The 16549-nt window shown below is 44.2% G+C and carries 20 protein-coding genes; 17 read left to right on the top strand and 3 right to left on the bottom strand.

All coding sequences use genetic code 11. The annotated features are described in order from the left end of the window. The first annotated feature begins 446 nt into the window (after positions 1-446). Complete coding sequence (locus HWQ40_RS03305; RefSeq protein ID WP_292774918.1) at positions 447-848, top strand: DUF4440 domain-containing protein; 402 nt, start codon at positions 447-449, stop codon at positions 846-848. Between the two features lie 84 nt (positions 849-932). Here HWQ40_RS03305 and HWQ40_RS03300 read toward each other — a convergent pair whose 3' ends face one another. Further along, on the bottom strand, positions 933-1247 hold the full coding sequence (locus tag HWQ40_RS03300) for an RNA-binding protein (protein ID WP_194041514.1): 315 nt from the start codon (positions 1245-1247) through the stop codon (positions 933-935). Between the two features lie 264 nt (positions 1248-1511). Further along, positions 1512-2051, bottom strand: coding sequence for a phycobiliprotein lyase (locus HWQ40_RS03295; protein WP_292774916.1), 540 nt, complete (start codon positions 2049-2051; stop codon positions 1512-1514). 527 nt (positions 2052-2578) lie between these two features. Between HWQ40_RS03295 and HWQ40_RS03290 the strand changes: the two genes are divergently transcribed. From HWQ40_RS03290 to HWQ40_RS03280, 3 genes are all read left to right on the top strand, one after another. Then, positions 2579-4036 (top strand): efflux RND transporter periplasmic adaptor subunit, encoded by a 1458-nt coding sequence (locus HWQ40_RS03290; protein ID WP_292774915.1) that lies wholly within the window; start codon positions 2579-2581, stop codon positions 4034-4036. 75 nt (positions 4037-4111) lie between these two features. Further along, positions 4112-7402 (top strand): efflux RND transporter permease subunit, encoded by a 3291-nt coding sequence (locus tag HWQ40_RS03285; RefSeq protein WP_292774914.1) that lies wholly within the window; start codon positions 4112-4114, stop codon positions 7400-7402. Positions 7403-7721: 319 nt separating this feature from the next. After that, the gene (locus HWQ40_RS03280) at positions 7722-8189 is read left to right on the top strand and encodes a GNAT family N-acetyltransferase (RefSeq protein ID WP_292774913.1); all 468 of its coding nucleotides are present in this window, start codon (positions 7722-7724) and stop codon (positions 8187-8189) included. A 90-nt stretch (positions 8190-8279) separates the two neighbouring features. On the opposite strand, the gene HWQ40_RS03275 is transcribed toward HWQ40_RS03280, so the two are convergent. Further along, positions 8280-8756: an NAD(P)H-quinone oxidoreductase subunit N gene (locus HWQ40_RS03275; protein WP_292774912.1), complete on the bottom strand. Its 477-nt coding sequence runs from the start codon at positions 8754-8756 to the stop codon at positions 8280-8282. A 951-nt stretch (positions 8757-9707) separates the two neighbouring features. Between HWQ40_RS03275 and rplC the strand changes: the two genes are divergently transcribed. The 13 genes from rplC (at position 9708) to rplE (ending at position 16531) form a co-directional block, all read left to right on the top strand. Then, entirely contained in the window at positions 9708-10340 is a 633-nt protein-coding gene (rplC, locus tag HWQ40_RS03270) for a 50S ribosomal protein L3 (protein WP_289799260.1), read from the top strand. A 103-nt stretch (positions 10341-10443) separates the two neighbouring features. Further along, a complete protein-coding gene (gene rplD, locus HWQ40_RS03265; RefSeq protein WP_292774949.1) occupies positions 10444-11082 on the top strand; it encodes a 50S ribosomal protein L4 in 639 nt (212 codons plus the stop codon). Beyond that, the gene (locus HWQ40_RS03260) at positions 11075-11389 is read left to right on the top strand and encodes a 50S ribosomal protein L23 (RefSeq protein WP_094349089.1); all 315 of its coding nucleotides are present in this window, start codon (positions 11075-11077) and stop codon (positions 11387-11389) included. The genes rplD and HWQ40_RS03260 overlap by 8 nt, the downstream gene beginning before the upstream one ends. Before the next feature lie 123 nt (positions 11390-11512). After that, the gene (gene rplB / locus HWQ40_RS03255) at positions 11513-12376 is read left to right on the top strand and encodes a 50S ribosomal protein L2 (protein ID WP_094349090.1); all 864 of its coding nucleotides are present in this window, start codon (positions 11513-11515) and stop codon (positions 12374-12376) included. A 143-nt stretch (positions 12377-12519) separates the two neighbouring features. Then, on the top strand, positions 12520-12798 hold the full coding sequence (gene rpsS, locus HWQ40_RS03250; RefSeq protein ID WP_012410721.1) for a 30S ribosomal protein S19: 279 nt from the start codon (positions 12520-12522) through the stop codon (positions 12796-12798). Positions 12799-12906: 108 nt separating this feature from the next. Next, positions 12907-13263, top strand: coding sequence for a 50S ribosomal protein L22 (gene rplV / locus HWQ40_RS03245; protein WP_069070777.1), 357 nt, complete (start codon positions 12907-12909; stop codon positions 13261-13263). A 53-nt stretch (positions 13264-13316) separates the two neighbouring features. Continuing rightward, positions 13317-14099: a 30S ribosomal protein S3 gene (gene rpsC / locus HWQ40_RS03240; RefSeq protein WP_292774911.1), complete on the top strand. Its 783-nt coding sequence runs from the start codon at positions 13317-13319 to the stop codon at positions 14097-14099. Between the two features lie 87 nt (positions 14100-14186). After that, complete coding sequence (gene rplP, locus HWQ40_RS03235) at positions 14187-14612, top strand: 50S ribosomal protein L16 (protein ID WP_012410718.1); 426 nt, start codon at positions 14187-14189, stop codon at positions 14610-14612. 3 nt (positions 14613-14615) lie between these two features. After that, on the top strand, positions 14616-14843 hold the full coding sequence (gene rpmC, locus HWQ40_RS03230) for a 50S ribosomal protein L29 (RefSeq protein ID WP_179068334.1): 228 nt from the start codon (positions 14616-14618) through the stop codon (positions 14841-14843). A gap of 6 nt (positions 14844-14849) precedes the next feature. Beyond that, positions 14850-15098, top strand: a complete 249-nt coding sequence (gene rpsQ, locus HWQ40_RS03225; RefSeq protein ID WP_094349093.1) for a 30S ribosomal protein S17 — start codon at positions 14850-14852, stop codon at positions 15096-15098. Between the two features lie 46 nt (positions 15099-15144). Continuing rightward, positions 15145-15513, top strand: a complete 369-nt coding sequence (rplN, locus tag HWQ40_RS03220; protein WP_069070772.1) for a 50S ribosomal protein L14 — start codon at positions 15145-15147, stop codon at positions 15511-15513. After that, complete coding sequence (gene rplX, locus HWQ40_RS03215) at positions 15513-15866, top strand: 50S ribosomal protein L24 (protein ID WP_069070771.1); 354 nt, start codon at positions 15513-15515, stop codon at positions 15864-15866. Before rplN ends, rplX begins: the two co-directional genes overlap by 1 nt. Before the next feature lie 116 nt (positions 15867-15982). Then, positions 15983-16531, top strand: coding sequence for a 50S ribosomal protein L5 (rplE, locus tag HWQ40_RS03210; RefSeq protein ID WP_292774910.1), 549 nt, complete (start codon positions 15983-15985; stop codon positions 16529-16531). The last annotated feature ends 18 nt before the right edge of the window (positions 16532-16549 follow it).

Raw genomic sequence — 16549 nt, 5'->3', positions numbered from 1 at the left:
CTTGAGAGCATAAAAGCGCTCTCCCCGTTCATTCCAACCATAGGCGTAATCATCCAGGTGCAATACCTAATGTTAAAGCTGTAGTACAAGCAATTACCTTATTTATAGTCTTCATAGTTGATAGTGAAAAATTACTGCGTTGATTTTGTAATCAACTAACATTACCTCTAACTAGCGTTTATTAGCAGTATACATGTCACAAAACTTAATTATTATGGTAAATAAACTATTAGAACTAGCCCTTTCAAGGTGAACCTTTGTACTATAAAATAAATGATGTTTTTAACCCAATTTTGGGATTTTGGCGATTGCGATCGCTTAATTTACAGTCGAAAAATTTGGAGTTTAATGCATAGATTCTTTGCTCAATTCCAACCGATGCCTGAAATGCCGTAAAAACTTGGATAGTACAGATGCTCACCTTGAAAGGGCTGGTCCTGACATATATGAAAGCAGACTATTTAGAAGAATTACTTTTTCGTGAGTTGGAGGAGCGTTTGCTTCAACCCGATGTCCGAAAGTCAGCTAAAGATATCATAGATTTACTTGCTGAGGAGTTCATTGAATTCGGAAGTTCAGGGCGTGTTTTTAATAAACAGCAAATTATCGAGAGCTTGCAGAATGAACCCATCGAACCCCTGACTCAAAGATTGATAACAGAATTCAAAACGTTAGTTTTAGCAACAGGGGTTGTTTTAGTAACTTATCGTATAGTCAGACATATATCTGGCGAACAACCTGTTCATTCGTTGCGAAGTTCCATCTGGAAATTAAACAACGATCGATGGAAAATGATCTTTCATCAGGGCACTCTGGTTAGAGAATCATCAGTGCGGTATGATAAGTAATTGCCTAAGATTATTTAGAATCAAAGTTTTGCATAAAAAAGACTCAAGCATTCCTGCCTGAGCCTTGTCTAAATTCAATTAAGCTTAGTAGCGGTTGTTGCTACGGTTGTAGCCGCCGCCACCACCACGGTTCCCAAAGGAACCACCACTTCTGTCTTCTTTGGGCTTGGCTTTATTTACTTTGAGGTCACGACCAAGCCATTCAGCACCATCAAGAGCTTCAATAGCTTTTGCTTCTTCATCTTCTGAACTCATTTCCACGAAAGCAAAGCCGCGTAAACGACCTGTTTCACGGTCAGTGGGTAGTTGAACACGCTTTACAGCACCATATTCTGCAAATACAGCACTCAGCGCATCTTGTGTAACATCATAAGAGAGGTTACCTACGTAAATTGACATCAAATGTCTCCAAAATCATAAGTTTGTAGAGATTTAGATTTCGGAGAGAAGTCTGTAATACCAAAAGGGAAAAGCCTGTCAATACTAAAAACAAACACTGTCACCGAATTAATTCTCATTTCACTTCCAATGATGACATAACAACTAACTTTCTGGAAAAAGGTTTGAAAAACTGTTATAAAAAGTTATATAAGCGGTTAATAGCTAGATGCTGGCTAGTCTCAAAATAGGTGAGGCTCTAGTGAACCGCACCCACGAGATCGACTAATCCACTCTCTTTTCTAAATATTGACCAATCATCAACTGCTCACCAGCACGGGAGATAATGGTTTGTCTGGTGCGGTATTTGCTGCCAATTAGCTTTAACTCTTCTTCAAAGACTGAACCGTTGTACTCAGTTCGCAAACACATTGTTTTAGGGTTGGAGAAATAATACTGAGCGGTGACTGGTTTGGATATTGCAAAACCGCGATCGCGATACAAAATGTTTCCCATAGCCCCAAATATCGTTGAACCTTGCGACTCTTTCTTTGGATTTAGTACATCCATACTTTCCCATGTCACTGCTGCACCACAGATCAAACTACCTGTATCAGGCAAATCGTGCATCTGAGCTAGGTTTTGCAATTCATCACAGCCTTGGTTGAGAAAATTGATCGTAACTATACTCTCCATCTCCTTGGTTTCTCCCTTGGGTAGGGTATAGTAGCGCCGTTGCGATCGCCACTTACCCGCTGATTCCTGGAAAAATTCGGAAATCTGGGCTTCGTCAGCGGTTTGGGCAATTTTTAGCGATGATGTCACTCGTTACTTTCCTGACTAATATTGATGGCTGTAATATATATCGCCCTTTTCTTCGCTGTATATGCAATCGCCCGATCGAAATATTACGGCGTGAAAAAAAGCAACTTATGTTTACTATTCTTAATATATTTGATCCAGTGTAAAAATTACTATGCATTTTGCGACATTAAATCTAGTTATGTCAGCCTAAATATAGCTATTTATTAACACTGCCCATTTTAGAAGTAAGGGTGTGAAAGTCCCGTCTCTTCTGTAAACGCAAGTCTTCTACTAAGGGCAGATTGCAAGAAATTTAAAAATATTTATACTAAGTTAAGAATTGCATCGTTAGCTAAAAAGCTGCCGGCTCAATGTAATGAGTTAAAGTGGTGAGAAATTTTCGGAATAAAAAGTAATTTTTGATACAAAATTCTGCAAGAAGATAGCTAATTGACTCTCGCCGCTTTTCACTATTTATAATGTCTCAAAATTACTTGGTAATGCACGGCTCTTTAACCCAAAAAGCTCCCCAAATACAAGAAAAATAAATGATTTTGGACAGAAATAAGCCGCACAAGCAGGCGAAAATCTCACCTTTCGCAGCCGCTAACCAGGTAATTAATACCCAGTTAGATTCAGTTGTGAAGACTGATATGGCTGTTGCAGATACAAAGAGTAGCGTTAGTACAAAGGTGTCTTCCCCTTTTGCATCCATATTATTGATTCCCTGTCTGCTGGGCATTGGACTGCTGACAGCGAATTGTGTAGCGCTACCCAAGGAAGAACCGGCTGATGCACAACAATCTCAGAGTCCTGGTAGTGGACAACGTGGTGGTGCAACGGCTGTAGATGCGGCGATCGCTCGAACTGATACGCTACAAACACAACCAGAATACACAGGTAATACAACACCCTTCCGAATTGTGTCACTGCGATCGCAGGTAGAAGCCCGGCTTTTGGCTTTGAACCTTGATGTCGGCGATACAGTAAAACTTGGGCAAAACGTCGGACAGTTAGATGATGCCATCCTTTCGACCGAATTAAAGCAAGCAGAAGCAGAGCTAGCAGCCCTCAAATCAGAAGTAGCTAGGGCAACAAATCAGGTAAGCAATGCCCGTGCAGACGTTGAACGGGCGCGGCTAGAAGTAGTACAAGCTCAAGCAGACTCAGAACGGCAGCAAAAACTCTTCAAAGCCGGAGCGATCGCTGAACAAACTGCCCAGCAAGCACGTACCCAGGCAAAAACAGCCGCCCAGGCACTCCGGGCAGCCCAAGAACAAGTTCGCACAGAACAGCAAGCCGTTGCTGCCGCCCAAGGTAGAGTACTTGCTCAACAGGCATTAGTTGCCCAAACCAAAGAGCGCAGGTCTTATACTCGGCTGGTATCTCCGATCACTGGCGTAGTCACACAAAGGGTGACAGAACCAGGCAACTTGCTGCAAGCAGGTAACGAAGTCTTGAAAATTGGCGACTTTAACCGTGTCAAAGTCATCGTCCAAGTTTCCGAATTAGAACTAGCACAAATTCAAGTTGGACAGTCTGTACAAGTGCGCTTAGATGCCTTCCCCAAAGAAGCATTAATTGGCAGAGTTACGCGCATTTCCCCAGCTGCCGATGCCACAGCTCGCTTGATACCTATAGAAGTAGTGATTCCTAACACTCAAGGTAAGATTGGCAGCGGACTACTGGCGCGAGTCAACTTTGAAAACCAGACTCAACAGCGGGTAGTAGTGCCGCAAACAGCTATTCAAAAACAAGCAGGAGCAGGAGCAGCAAAGGCAGCAGGAAAAGAGCAAGAAAACCCATCGGTGACGCTATTTGTGGTGAAAGACACAGATGGTAAGACGAAAGTAGCGACGCGTGCTGTCACTTTAGGACAAAAGGCTGATGGCAAAGTGGAAATTTTATCCGGTTTGCAAGCGGGAGAACGCTATGTTGTTCGTAGTGGTAAGCCGTTAAAAGAAGGTGACACTGTACGTCTTTCAATTCTTTCAGAAAAGCAATAGTAGGGTGAGCGATAACCACCATACCAAAGAAAAAAGTACTCAGTAGTCAGCACTTAGCACTTATCACTTAGTATCATGCAACAGACAAACAATAATAATGGCAATGGCGGATTTAGCCTTAGTGCGATCGCTATTCGCCAACACATTGGCACACTCATGCTCACTGTGGCAGTAATTGTCATTGGGGTATTTTTTCTCACAACGATCCAAGTCGATCTCCTACCGTCAATTACCTATCCCCGAATTGGGGTTCGGCTAGAAGCCCCTGGTATTTCACCAGAAGTAGCAGTAGATGAAATCACCAGACCTTTAGAAGAAGCTTTATCGGCAACCGAGAATGTAGTACAAGTTTTTTCCCGGACTCGTGAGGGACAGGTAAGCCTCGATTTATACTTCCAACCAGGAGGCGATATTGACCAAGCCCTAAATGATGCTACTGCTGCTTTTAACCGAGGCCGAGGACAACTGCCAGATACGATAGAGGAGCCGCGCTTATTCAAAGTCGATCCTTCTCAATTGCCAGTTTATGAATTGGCGCTGACCTCTGCTTCCTTGCCAGGGAAAGATTTACGCGTATTTGCTGATGAAGAGTTAAACCGTGAACTCAGTGTCGTGCCGGGAGTCGCTTCAGTTGATGTATCTGGCGGTGCAGAGGAAGAAGTACGAGTGCTTGTTGACTTAAACCGATTACAAGCTTTGGGTGTCGGGTTAAATGATGTCTTAAATGAATTAACAGCCCGTAACCAAGATACTTCTGGTGGTCGGATTCTGGGGCAAAATTCCGAGCCATTGACTCGGACTGTCGGACGCTTCCAAAATGCCAAAGAAATTGAAAACCTTTCCTTGGAAGTTTCTTCTCCTACTAGTGCTAATACCACTACCACTATCACTACTACACCTTCCCGCCGCGTCTACTTACGAGACTTTGCAGAGGTAATTGACGATACAGAAGAACAGCGAGTATTTGTTTACCTAAATCGTCAACCTGCGGTGAAATTTTCAATCCAAAAGCAGCCTGAAGCCAACACAATCACAGTTGTAGATGCTGTTAAGCGGCGAATTGAACAATTACGACAATCGGGTTTAATTCCAGCGGACATGACTTTGAGTCCCACCACAGATGAATCTGTCTTCATCCGTAATTCTTTAAATGATGTGATCTTTTCGGGAATTTCTGGAGCATTGCTAGCAGCGGCAGCAGTCTTGTTATTTTTGGGATCATTCAGACAAACATTTATTATCAGTTTGACGATTCCGCTGTGTACTCTGGCAGCGATCGCTTTGATGAAAATATTTGGCTTGACTTTGAATGTGTTTAGTTTGGCAGGTCTGACATTAGGAGTCGGTCAAGCAATTGATACATCGGTTGTGATCTTGGAGAACATTTCTGAAAAAGCAGGTATGACTCCCAATCAGAGGGAGATGGAGGCAGGGGAGCAGGGGAGCAGAGGAGCAGAGGGGAAGGGGAGAAATTCCAAATTCTTTATTGATAGTGCGATCGCTGCTTCCCAAGAAGTAGAATCTGCTTTAGTTGCTGCTACAGGTGCCAACTTAGTTTCTGTAGTGCCATTCCTCTTAATTGGCGGCTTTATTGCACTGCTATTTAATGAACTGATTCTGACAATTAGCTTCGCAGTCGCAGCATCCCTTGTTGTCGCCATCACAGTAGTACCGATGCTGTCTTCTCGACTCTTGGGAATCCGCTGGTCTAGTCGGATTAGTGAATTTTGGCTGCTTAGACAGTTTAATCACCGATTTGAAAATGCTACGCGGGGATACGGTAACTTCTTAACCAAGGTTTTACGCTATCGGTTTTTTGTAGTAACTGCTGCTTTGATAATTTTAGGCGGCAGTAGCTTCTTTATGTTTGGTCAAATTCCCCAAGAAATTCTACCCCGCATCAGTACTGGTCAAGCTAACTTGAGAGCACAGTTTCCTCCCGGTACACCTTTAGCAACTTCTGAGAAAGTTATGCAAATTGTGGATGACATTTTGCTCAAACAACCAGAAACAGAGTCTGCTTTCACAACTGTGGGTGGTAATTTATTTGGCAGCAGTACTACAGAAAATCCTTTACGTGCCACTAGTACCATCAATCTTAAACCAGGCACAGATGTCGAAGCCTTCGTCAAAAAAGTAACTCAGGAATTTAACAAACTCAACTTAGCAGGAATTCTACTGCGCCTCAATCCTGGTCAAGTGCGGGGTTTAATCTTGAGTAATTCTCCAGTGCAAGGGTCAGAAGTTGACGTGATTCTGCAAGGTGAGAATGAAGAAAACTTAACGCAAGCAGGCGCACAAGTGCTGCAAGCATTGCAAGAAAGGGCAAAATTAGCGACATTCCGGCCAGATGCCGACCCCCGACAACCCGAAATCCAAATTCGCCCTGACTGGGAGAGGGTTTCAGCTTTAGGGTTGAGCGCCGGGCAAATTGGTGCAACAGTTCAAACCGCAATTGAAGGTTCAGTTCCCACACAAATTCAACGTGGTAATCGTTTAGTTGATGTGCGGGTGCAACTAAAGAAAGAAGCGATTCAACGTCCTTCTCAGCTAGAGCAATTACCGCTATTTACAGAAAACAATCAACTAATCCGCCTTTCAGATGTGGCAAACATTCAAGAAGGTCAAGCGCCTGGTGAGGTACAACGGATTAATCAGCGCCAAGCTTTTATTGTTGCAGGAAATCTCAGCGAGGGAGCTAGTCTTGGTGAAGCGATCGCAGAAGTAAACGAGGTACTCAAAGATGTAGACTTACCTGATGGCGTTTCAATTGTGCCTAGTTCTGCCCAAGAAACTAATCAGCAACTTCAGGATGCTTTAAAGACTTTGGGGGCGTTGGCGGTGTTCTTAATCTTTGTAGTTATGGCGGTGCAATACAATTCGCTAATTGACCCATTGGTAATTATGTTCACCGTACCACTAGCGTTAGCTGGGGGAATTTTTGGACTTTACATTACCCAAACGGCAATTGGCGCAACTGTAATTGTTGGTGTCGTGCTGCTGGTGGGAATTGTGGTGAACGCGGGGATTCTAATGGTGGAACTAGCGAACCAAATTCGGGAAGAGGTTGGTTGTAGTCGCCAAATTGCGATCGTGAAAGCTGCTCCTCAACGCTTGCGCCCAATTATCATGACTACAGTCACGACTATTTTGGGACTGTTTCCTTTGGCATTAGGTATTGGCGAAGGTTCTGAGTTTTTGCAGCCTTTAGGGATTGTAGTTTTTTTTGGGATGGCGATCGCAACGATGCTGACATTATTTATCATCCCCTGTTTTTATATTCTGCTGCACGATTTGCTTGGTCGAAATTGGGCAAAGCCAGTGTTAATCCGATTGCGTGGAGTGACGAAAAAATTTATCAGCTAATGAGCATTTAAGTTGCACATAGCGCAATACCGATTTTGCTGGCGATCGCGATCGCTGTTTGTTTCTGGAGTGGTTATAAATAGACAGCCGTTTGCCATAGTCTCTAAACCTTATAACCATTTCAGATATCCACTTGGTAAGACATCACCCCTGTTCTAACCAAGCCAGCCCTTCCCAATGCTAAAAACAAAGTTTTCCAAAGTTGATGACGCTCAGGGTCAACAAAACGATAATCTTGGCTGAGTAAGTGAATAAAAACTAATACCTCACTGTAAGGTATTCTTTCTTGTTTGTGCTTGCTTTTTGTGCTTGAAAGCTTATGCTGATCCGCCCCGCCACAATAACTGACGTACCCGCAGTTTTACCAATGGTTGCCAAAATTTGTGCTTTGCATGAGTCTTGGGATTCTGCCAAGTATGGTTTTCTACCGCATCCAGAACAGCGTTATGAGCAATGGTTGACGCGTTTGGCAAATAACGAGCGCAGTGTATTTCTAGTATCCGAAAATGAAGGGCAAATTGTAGCTTTTCTGGTGGCAACAGTTGAGCGAGAAATACCAATTTACCGGTTACAGGAATTTGCTTTTATTCATGATATCTGGGTCGAGACGGAATATCGCCAAAACGGAATTGCGCGGCAGATGCTGATGCTAAGTGTTGAACGCTTTCATCAGATGGGCGTCAAGCAAATTCGTCTAGATACAGCAATTGCTAACGAGGCTTCACGGCGGTTATTTGCATCTTGTGGTTTTCGATTCAGCATTATTGAAATGCTAAAAGAGTTATGAATTAGGAGTTAGGAGTTAGGAGTTAGGAGTTAGAAGTTAGAAGTTTTAAATTTTTCACTCCTCACTTTTCACTCCTCACTTTTGTAAGTGTTAGCTAGCTAACAGAGTTTTTTCTAGAGAAGTCCAACGGAAAGAGCGATCGCCACCTCTCTCAATGATTACTCTCACTCGTGGTTCTAGTTGAGGCAAATTCGTCAAATACTCAAGTTCCTCATTGGAAAGAATATGCCCTTCAATAATCCACAAGACCAGCCCCTTTGATTTTGGTGGTAGCTGTTCTAAATGAGAATTGAGAATTGGTGGCAGATAGTATACTTGACCTACTGCCGCCCCGCTACCAGTACTTTTTTTACCAAGATGAGGAGGTCTAACTCCATGAATTCTTGTGAGATAGGCAGCTACATCACCCAGTCCTTTAGCAGTAATGTGAAGGGTAGTATAGCCAGCTGCCCGTAGTCGGCGCTGATATCGACCTTCATAACCCCCTTCCAGAGGTACATACACTCCAAGAGCGCCAAATTTTTCCAGATCGCGGATTAAACCGTTGCCAGTGGTAATTAGTGCCATAGATTTTCGTCTTATCCCACTTAGATATCTCTATTATTTACCCTGAACCGATAGATTAAAAGCATTTTTTTGGGCATTGGGCATTGGGCATTGGGCATTGGGCATTGGGCATAGTTATTCTCCCTTGTCCCCCTGCTTTCCCCACTCCCTAAAAATAGCTCTATAAATTACTGGACAAACATAAATAAATAATTTATATTATTAGATTGTGACCAAACACGCAAATTAGGTTGACTTTTTACTGTCATTCTGAAGTAGTGTTAGCATCAAAAACTGATGACTTAATCCAAATTGGATAATCTAGCTCAGAGCGATCGTAGACTGGTAAACTAAGAAAGCTTTCAGGTCAACATTAGAGCTTATGGAAGAATAACTAAAGTTAATCCTAAGCTCCAAGGTACGTTTACTCCTGTGCCTCCAAAAAAGCAGGCAAAAGCTTAAACAATAGTTTAAGGTGTTTAAGGAAGTAAAGACTGAGCAGCAATGTTGGTTTCATGGCATTACGTCAGTCTCAGTTAACGGATACTGGGCGGTAATAACCGCTTAAGTCCAACTGCAACACGGCAGTAGCCAATCTCCGGGAAGCCGCCCTTCAGGCGTGTACAAATCGGAAAACCCGCCGACAGCGCTGCCTCCAGAAAGTGCCAGAGCAATTGCTTGGACGAAAGCATTGCTGCACACAGCTTAAAGCTGTAGCGCCTTGCATTGATTCCAGAAGTTACTCCTTCCCAACGGGAAGAGACTTGTGGCTGTTCTGGTGATCTATTGAGTGAAGCTAAACAGATTCACCAAGCAGTACGGACACGGTTTGTTGTGTCCGAAAGTATTTGGAGCGGTTTATTGAAGCCATTCCAAATTTCGCAGGCTAACCCAGCCTAAACTGATGCGTACAAAGCGTGTCCTCTAGAGTCCAATTCCAAGGTCAGCAAGTAGAAAGGAGAACCAGTTACTGTGTCTGTAGGTATTCTCGGCACCAAGCTGGGCATGACCCAAATATTTGACGAAGCAGGAGTATCTATTCCTGTAACTGTCATTCAAGCAGGGCCATGCACCGTTACACAAGTTAAAACGAAAGAAACCGACGGTTACTTTGCCATTCAAGTTGGTTATGGCGAAGTCAAACCCAAGGCACTAAACAGACCTCTACTGGGTCATTTGGCTAAATCATCTGCCCCAGCATTGCGTCACTTAAATGAATATCATACCGATAGCTCTAGTGATTATGCTTTAGGTCAAGAGATTAAAGCAGATATTTTTAGCGCTGGTCAAATTGTCGATGTCGTCGGTACAAGCATCGGTCGCGGCTTTGCGGGAAACCAGAAGCGCAACAACTTTGGTCGCGGGCCAATGTCACACGGTTCCAAAAACCACAGAGCACCCGGTTCTATTGGTGCTGGTACAACACCAGGTCGTGTCTATCCAGGTAAGCGGATGGCAGGTCGTTTAGGTGGAAAACGTATTACAATCCGCAAACTGACCATAGTGCGAGTTGACCCAGAACGCAACTTATTGCTAATTAAGGGAGCTATACCTGGTAAACCAGGCGCTCTAGTAAGTGTTGTGCCTGCAAAAATAGTGGGATAGTCAGAAGTCATTAGTCAAAAGTCATTAGTCAGTAGTCATTGGCTAAGGACAAATGGCAAAAGACCAATGACAAATGACCAATGACAAAGGACAGATAAGAAAGATGGTTGAAAGCGTAGTTAAAAATTGGCAAGGAGAACAGGTCGGCGAGACGACCTTCGAATTGCGCGTTGCCAAGGAAGAAACAGCGTCTCATATTGTGCACCGCGCCTTAGTACGGCAATTGACTAATGCTCGTCAAGGAAATGCCAGTACAAAAACTCGTTCGGAAGTCAGAGGTGGCGGTCGTAAACCTTGGCGGCAAAAAGGTACTGGTCGCGCTCGTGCAGGGTCTATTCGTTCACCATTGTGGCGTGGTGGTGGTGTGATCTTTGGGCCAAAGCCTAGAGATTTCGACCTGAAGTTGAACCGCAAAGAGCGACGTTTAGCACTGCGGACAGCATTTGTCGGTCGTATTGATGACTTGATCGTAGTAGAAGAATTTAGCACCGAGCTATCTCGCCCGAAGACTAAAGAATTAGTGGCAGCGCTTGCCCGTTGGGGAATAGTACCAGAAAGCAAGGCACTGTTAATTTTGTCTGAAATTGCGGATAAAGATAACGTTTATTTATCAGCCCGCAACATTGAAAATTTAAAACTAATTGCAGCCGACCAGCTAAATGTTTTTGATTTACTGCACGCTGACAAAATTGTAGTTACGGCATCAGCCCTAGAAAAAATTCAGGAGGTCTACAGTGCCTAGCTTTGACCCCCGCGACCTTGCTGACTTAGTGCGTCGCCCAATTGTTACCGAGAAAGCGACCATCTTGATGGAGCAAAATAAGTACACCTTTGAAGTAATTCCAAAGGCATCTAAGCCGGAAATCAAGGCTGCGATCGAAGATTTGTTTCAAGTCAAGGTTGTAAAAGTCAACACCATCCTACCACCGCGCAAAAAGCGGCGCGTTGGTAAATTTATTGGTTATAAACCCCAATATAAGCGAGCGATCGTCACCGTCGCACCTGGGGATGAAGACAAGATTAGACAAGTTCTATTCCCAGAAGTCTAAAAAAGTTTTGAGTTAGGAGCTAGGAGTTAAGAGTTACTGAACTCAAAACTCAAAACTCGATACTCAGCACTCAGCACGGGCTAAAGGCCCCGCTAACGCTATCAGCACTCAGCACTTAAAAATATGGGTACTCGTTCTTATCGCCCTTATACCCCCAGCACTCGCCAAGTTACAATCTCTGACTTTGCGGAAATTACCAGAACCGAGCCAGAAAAATCCCTAACAACCTCGAAGCATCGCGCCAAAGGTCGGAATAATCACGGACGGATTACTAGTCGTCGCAGGGGTGGCGGACACAAACAGCTTTATCGGATCATCGATTTTAAAAGGGATAAACATAATATTCCGGCCAAAGTCGCAGCAATTGAATACGATCCTAACCGCAACGCCAGAATTGCCCTTTTGTATTACCAAGACGGCGAAAAACGGTACATCCTTCACCCCAACGGGTTGAAAGTTGGAACAATAATTGTTTCTGGGCCCGATTCTCCCTTTGAAGATGGTAATGCCTTACCACTCTGGAAGATTCCCTTAGGTACTAGTGTTCACAACGTAGAATTCACTCCTGGTAAAGGTGGTCAAATTGTACGTGCAGCAGGTGCTAGCGCCCAAGTTGTGGCAAAAGAAGGTAATTACGTAACTCTCAAGTTGCCTTCAGGAGAAGTCCGCTTGATTCGGCGTGAGTGCTACGCCACCATTGGGCAAGTAGGCAACACCGATGCGAGAAACCTGAGTGCAGGTAAAGCCGGACGAAATCGCTGGAAAGGTCGCCGTCCTAAGGTTAGAGGTAGCGTCATGAACCCAGTGGATCACCCACATGGTGGTGGTGAAGGTAGAGCGCCTATCGGTAGATCGGGACCTGTTACACCTTGGGGTAAACCCACATTGGGTGCGAAGACACGCAATCGCAAGAAACTTAGCAGCAAGTTGATTGTGCGTCGTCGTCGTAAGTCTTCTAAACGCGGTCGCGGTGGTCGTGAATCATAGAATTTTAGATTTTAGATTTTGGATTTTAGATTGGGGTCTACTTGTAAACATTGAAAATTTGTGAAACTTGGTTCAGATACCTAATTATCCAAAATCCGAAATTCTAAATCCTAATTCCTAAATCCTAAATCAAAAATTGAACTATGGGTCGTTCTCTAAAAAAAGGTCCTTTCGTTGCGGATCATCTCTTAAAGAAAATTGAAAAGCTCAACGACAACAACAGAAAAGAAGTTATTAAAACTTGGTCGCGAGCTTCGACAATTTTGCCTCTAATGGTAGGGCATACCATAGCTGTTCACAACGGACGACAACACGTTCCAGTTTTTGTAAATGAACAGATGGTAGGACACAAGTTGGGTGAATTTGCCCCGACACGCACCTACAGGGGTCATGGAAAAAGCGACAAAAAAGCAGGTAGGTAGTTATTAGTCATTGGTCATTTGTCATTAGTCATTTGTCATTAGTTATTAGCTTTCGACAAAAGACCAAGGATAAAGGACGAAGGACGAAGGACAAAATTGGAGAAAATTATGGCTACTAATACTACTGAAGTAAAAGCGATCGCTCGTTTTATCCGCATCTCGGCTTATAAGGTGCGTCGGGTACTCGATCAAATCCGCGGGCGATCTTACCGAGAAGCGTTAATCATCCTGGAATTCATGCCCTATCGCGCCACTGAACCCATATTGAAGGTTCTCAGAAGCGCTGCTGCCAATGCCGAACACAACGCTGGGTTAGATCGGACTCAACTAGTGATTACTCAGGCTTATGCCGATCAAGGGCCGCCGTTGAAGCGCTTCCAACCAAGAGCGCAAGGTCGAGCTTACCAAATTCGCAAGCCGACGTGTCATATTACTGTGGCCGTTGCAGCTGCTCCAGAAAAATAAACACGTTTACACGAATAAATTGCGTAAAGTAAGAAATTTTAGAGGAAGCATTCGTGGGACAAAAGATTCATCCAGTTGGTTTTCGCCTGGGTATTACACATGAACATCAATCCCGTTGGTTTGCTGTTCCTGATCGCTATCCAGAACTTCTACAAGAAGATTACAAACTCCGTCAATACATAGAACAAAAGCTGGGTAGACAGGCTCAAAACAACGCCGGTATTTCCGAAGTACGGATTGAGCGCAAAGCTGACCAAATCGACTTAGAAGTACGCACAGCTAGACCAGGTGTGGTAGTAGGACGTGGTGGACAAGGTATTGAATCCTTACGTACCGGACTCCAAGGATTGTTGGGTAGTAATCGCCAAATTCGCATTAACGTAGTTGAAGTTCAACGGGTTGATGCTGATGCCTACCTAATTGCTGAATACATTGCTCAACAATTGGAACGTCGGGTTTCCTTTCGGCGGGTAGTGCGGCAATCGATTCAACGTGCCCAACGCGCTGGTGTCCAAGGTATTAAAATCCAAGTTAGCGGTCGCCTCAACGGTGCGGAAATTGCCCGGACAGAGTGGACTCGTGAAGGTAGAGTACCTTTACATACCTTACGGGCTGACATTGATTACTCTTATTGCACGGCAAAAACTGTTTACGGCATTTTGGGTATCAAAGTATGGGTGTTTAAGGGAGAAATTATTCCTGGACAGGAAGAAACACCGTTACCACCAGCAAGCCGCGATCGCGAACGAGATCCCCGCGATCGCGATCGGGAACCCCGTCGCCGTCAACAACAACGTCGTCGCCAGCAATTTGAAGACCGCTCAAATGAAGGATAAATCGTCATTAGTCATTACTCATTAGTCATTAGTAAATGGCAGATGACAAATGACAAAGGACAAATGACAAATGACAAGTAACAAACCATGTTAAGCCCTAGAAGAACTAAATTCCGCAAACAACAGCGGGGACGGATGGAAGGACTAGCCACCCGTGGTAGTACCCTCAACTTTGGTGATTTTGCACTCCAAGCTCAAGAACCTGCTTGGATTACCTCGCGTCAAATCGAGGCTTCCCGTCGGGCAATGACTCGTTATATTCGTCGGGGTGGACAAATCTGGATTCGGATTTTCCCTGATAAACCTGTAACCATGCGTCCTGCTGAAACCCGGATGGGTTCCGGTAAAGGTAATCCAGAGTTTTGGGTAGCTGTAGTCAAGCCAGGACGAATTTTGTTTGAAATCGGTGGAGTTTCTGAAGAAATCGCCCGTGAAGCGATGCGTTTGGCTTCATTTAAACTGCCCATCAAAACCAAGTTTATTGTGCGCTCTCAACCACAGGAGCAGGAGTAGCTTATGCCTCTTCCCAAGATTTCAGAAGCTAGAGAATTAAGCGACGAGAAGCTCTCTGATGAAATTGTCGCGATCAAAAGACAACTATTTCAGTTGCGCTTGCAAAAAGCCACCAGACAATTAGAAAAGCCCCACCAGTTCCGACAATTGCGCCACCGCCTAGCCCAATTGCTGACGCTAGAAACAGAACGCAAACGGGCAGCAAGTCAATCGGCTAAAGAAAAGAAGTAGGAGATTATGGCAGTTAAAGAACGAGTTGGCTTGGTAGTGAGCGATAAAATGCAAAAAACTGTGGTAGTGGCCATAGAAAACCGCGCTCCTCACCCCAAGTACGGCAAGATTGTAGTCAACACCCAACGATATAAAGTTCACGACGAAGAAAATCAGTGTAAAGTAGGCGATCGCGTTCGCATTCAGGAAACTAGACCCCTGAGTAAAACCAAGCGCTGGAAAATCACAGAAGTCCTGAACGTCAAGCCTACTTAAACCTCATCGTTGTTAGTTTCTAACAACATTACAAGGGAGAATAATTGTGATTCAACCCCAGACTTACCTGAATGTCGCAGATAATAGCGGCGCCCGCAAACTAATGTGCATCCGCATCTTAGGCGGAGGCAACCGTCGTTATGGTTTTATCGGCGATAAAATTATCGCAGTTGTCAAAGATGCTACACCCAACATGGCTGTTAAAAAATCTGATGTTGTGGAAGCAGTAATTGTTCGGACTCGTAAAGCTGTAAGTCGTGACAGCGGCATGAGTATTCGCTTTGATGATAACGCCGCTGTAATCATCAACAAAGACGGTAATCCCAGAGGTACACGGGTTTTTGGCCCAGTTGCACGGGAACTACGCGATAAAAACTTTACCAAAATTGTTTCTCTGGCTCCGGAGGTGCTTTAATGGCAACCAAACAGGGTACGCCCAAAGTATTCCACAAAATGCACGTCAAAACTGGCGACACCGTACAAGTGATTGCTGGCAAAGACAAAGGAAAAGTTGGCGAAATTACTCAGGCACTTCCCCAACTGAGTAAAGTTATCGTCAAAGGTGTCAACATTAAAACCAAGCACGTCAAACCCCAGCAAGAAGGGGAATCAGGGCGAATTATTACCCAAGAATTCCCGATTCATAGCTCCAACGTCATGCTTTATTCCACTAAGCAAAACGTTGCCAGTCGTGTTGGTTACACCTTTACCTCAGAAGGCAAAAAGGTCAGAAAACTCAAGAAAACTGGCGAAATTCTGGATAAATAGTTAGAAGTTAGGAATTAAGAGTTAGGAATTAAATTTAACTCATAACTCATAACTCATAACTCATAACTCATAACTTTGTTCCCTGACCAAGCCCAGGGATATCAGGACAAAAAACTATGCCGACAACAAGACTCAAAACCTTATATCAAGAGACAATCGTCCCCAAACTGATTAATCAGTTTCAATATACCAACGTTCATCAAGTACCGAAGTTAGTAAAGGTTACGATTAACCGAGGTTTGGGCGAAGCAGCTCAAAATGCGAAGTCACTAGAGGCATCCATCAACGAGATTGCCGTGGTAACTGGTCAAAAACCAGTGGTGACACGGGCGAAAAAGGCGATCGCTGGCTTTAAGATTCGTCAGGGGATGCCTGTGGGGATCATGGTGACTCTCAGAGCCGAACGGATGTATGCCTTTTTCGACAGACTAGTTAGCCTGTCATTACCCAGAATTCGAGATTTTCGCGGCGTTAGCCCTAAAAGCTTTGACGGACGCGGTAACTACACTTTGGGTGTGAGAGAACAGCTAATTTTTCCAGAAGTCGAATACGACAGCATCGATCAAGTGCGTGGGATGGATATTTCCATCATCACGACAGCAAAAAACGACGAAGAGGGACGCGCCTTACTTAAAGAATTAGGAATGCCCTTTCGCGATCAATAAGTTCATCTATAGAGGGAA

Origin of the sequence: Nostoc sp. NMS9, from assembly GCF_017114995.1 — a bacterium.
GTDB lineage: Bacteria > Cyanobacteriota > Cyanobacteriia > Cyanobacteriales > Nostocaceae > Nostoc.
This window is presented reverse-complemented; position numbering and strand designations above follow the sequence as displayed.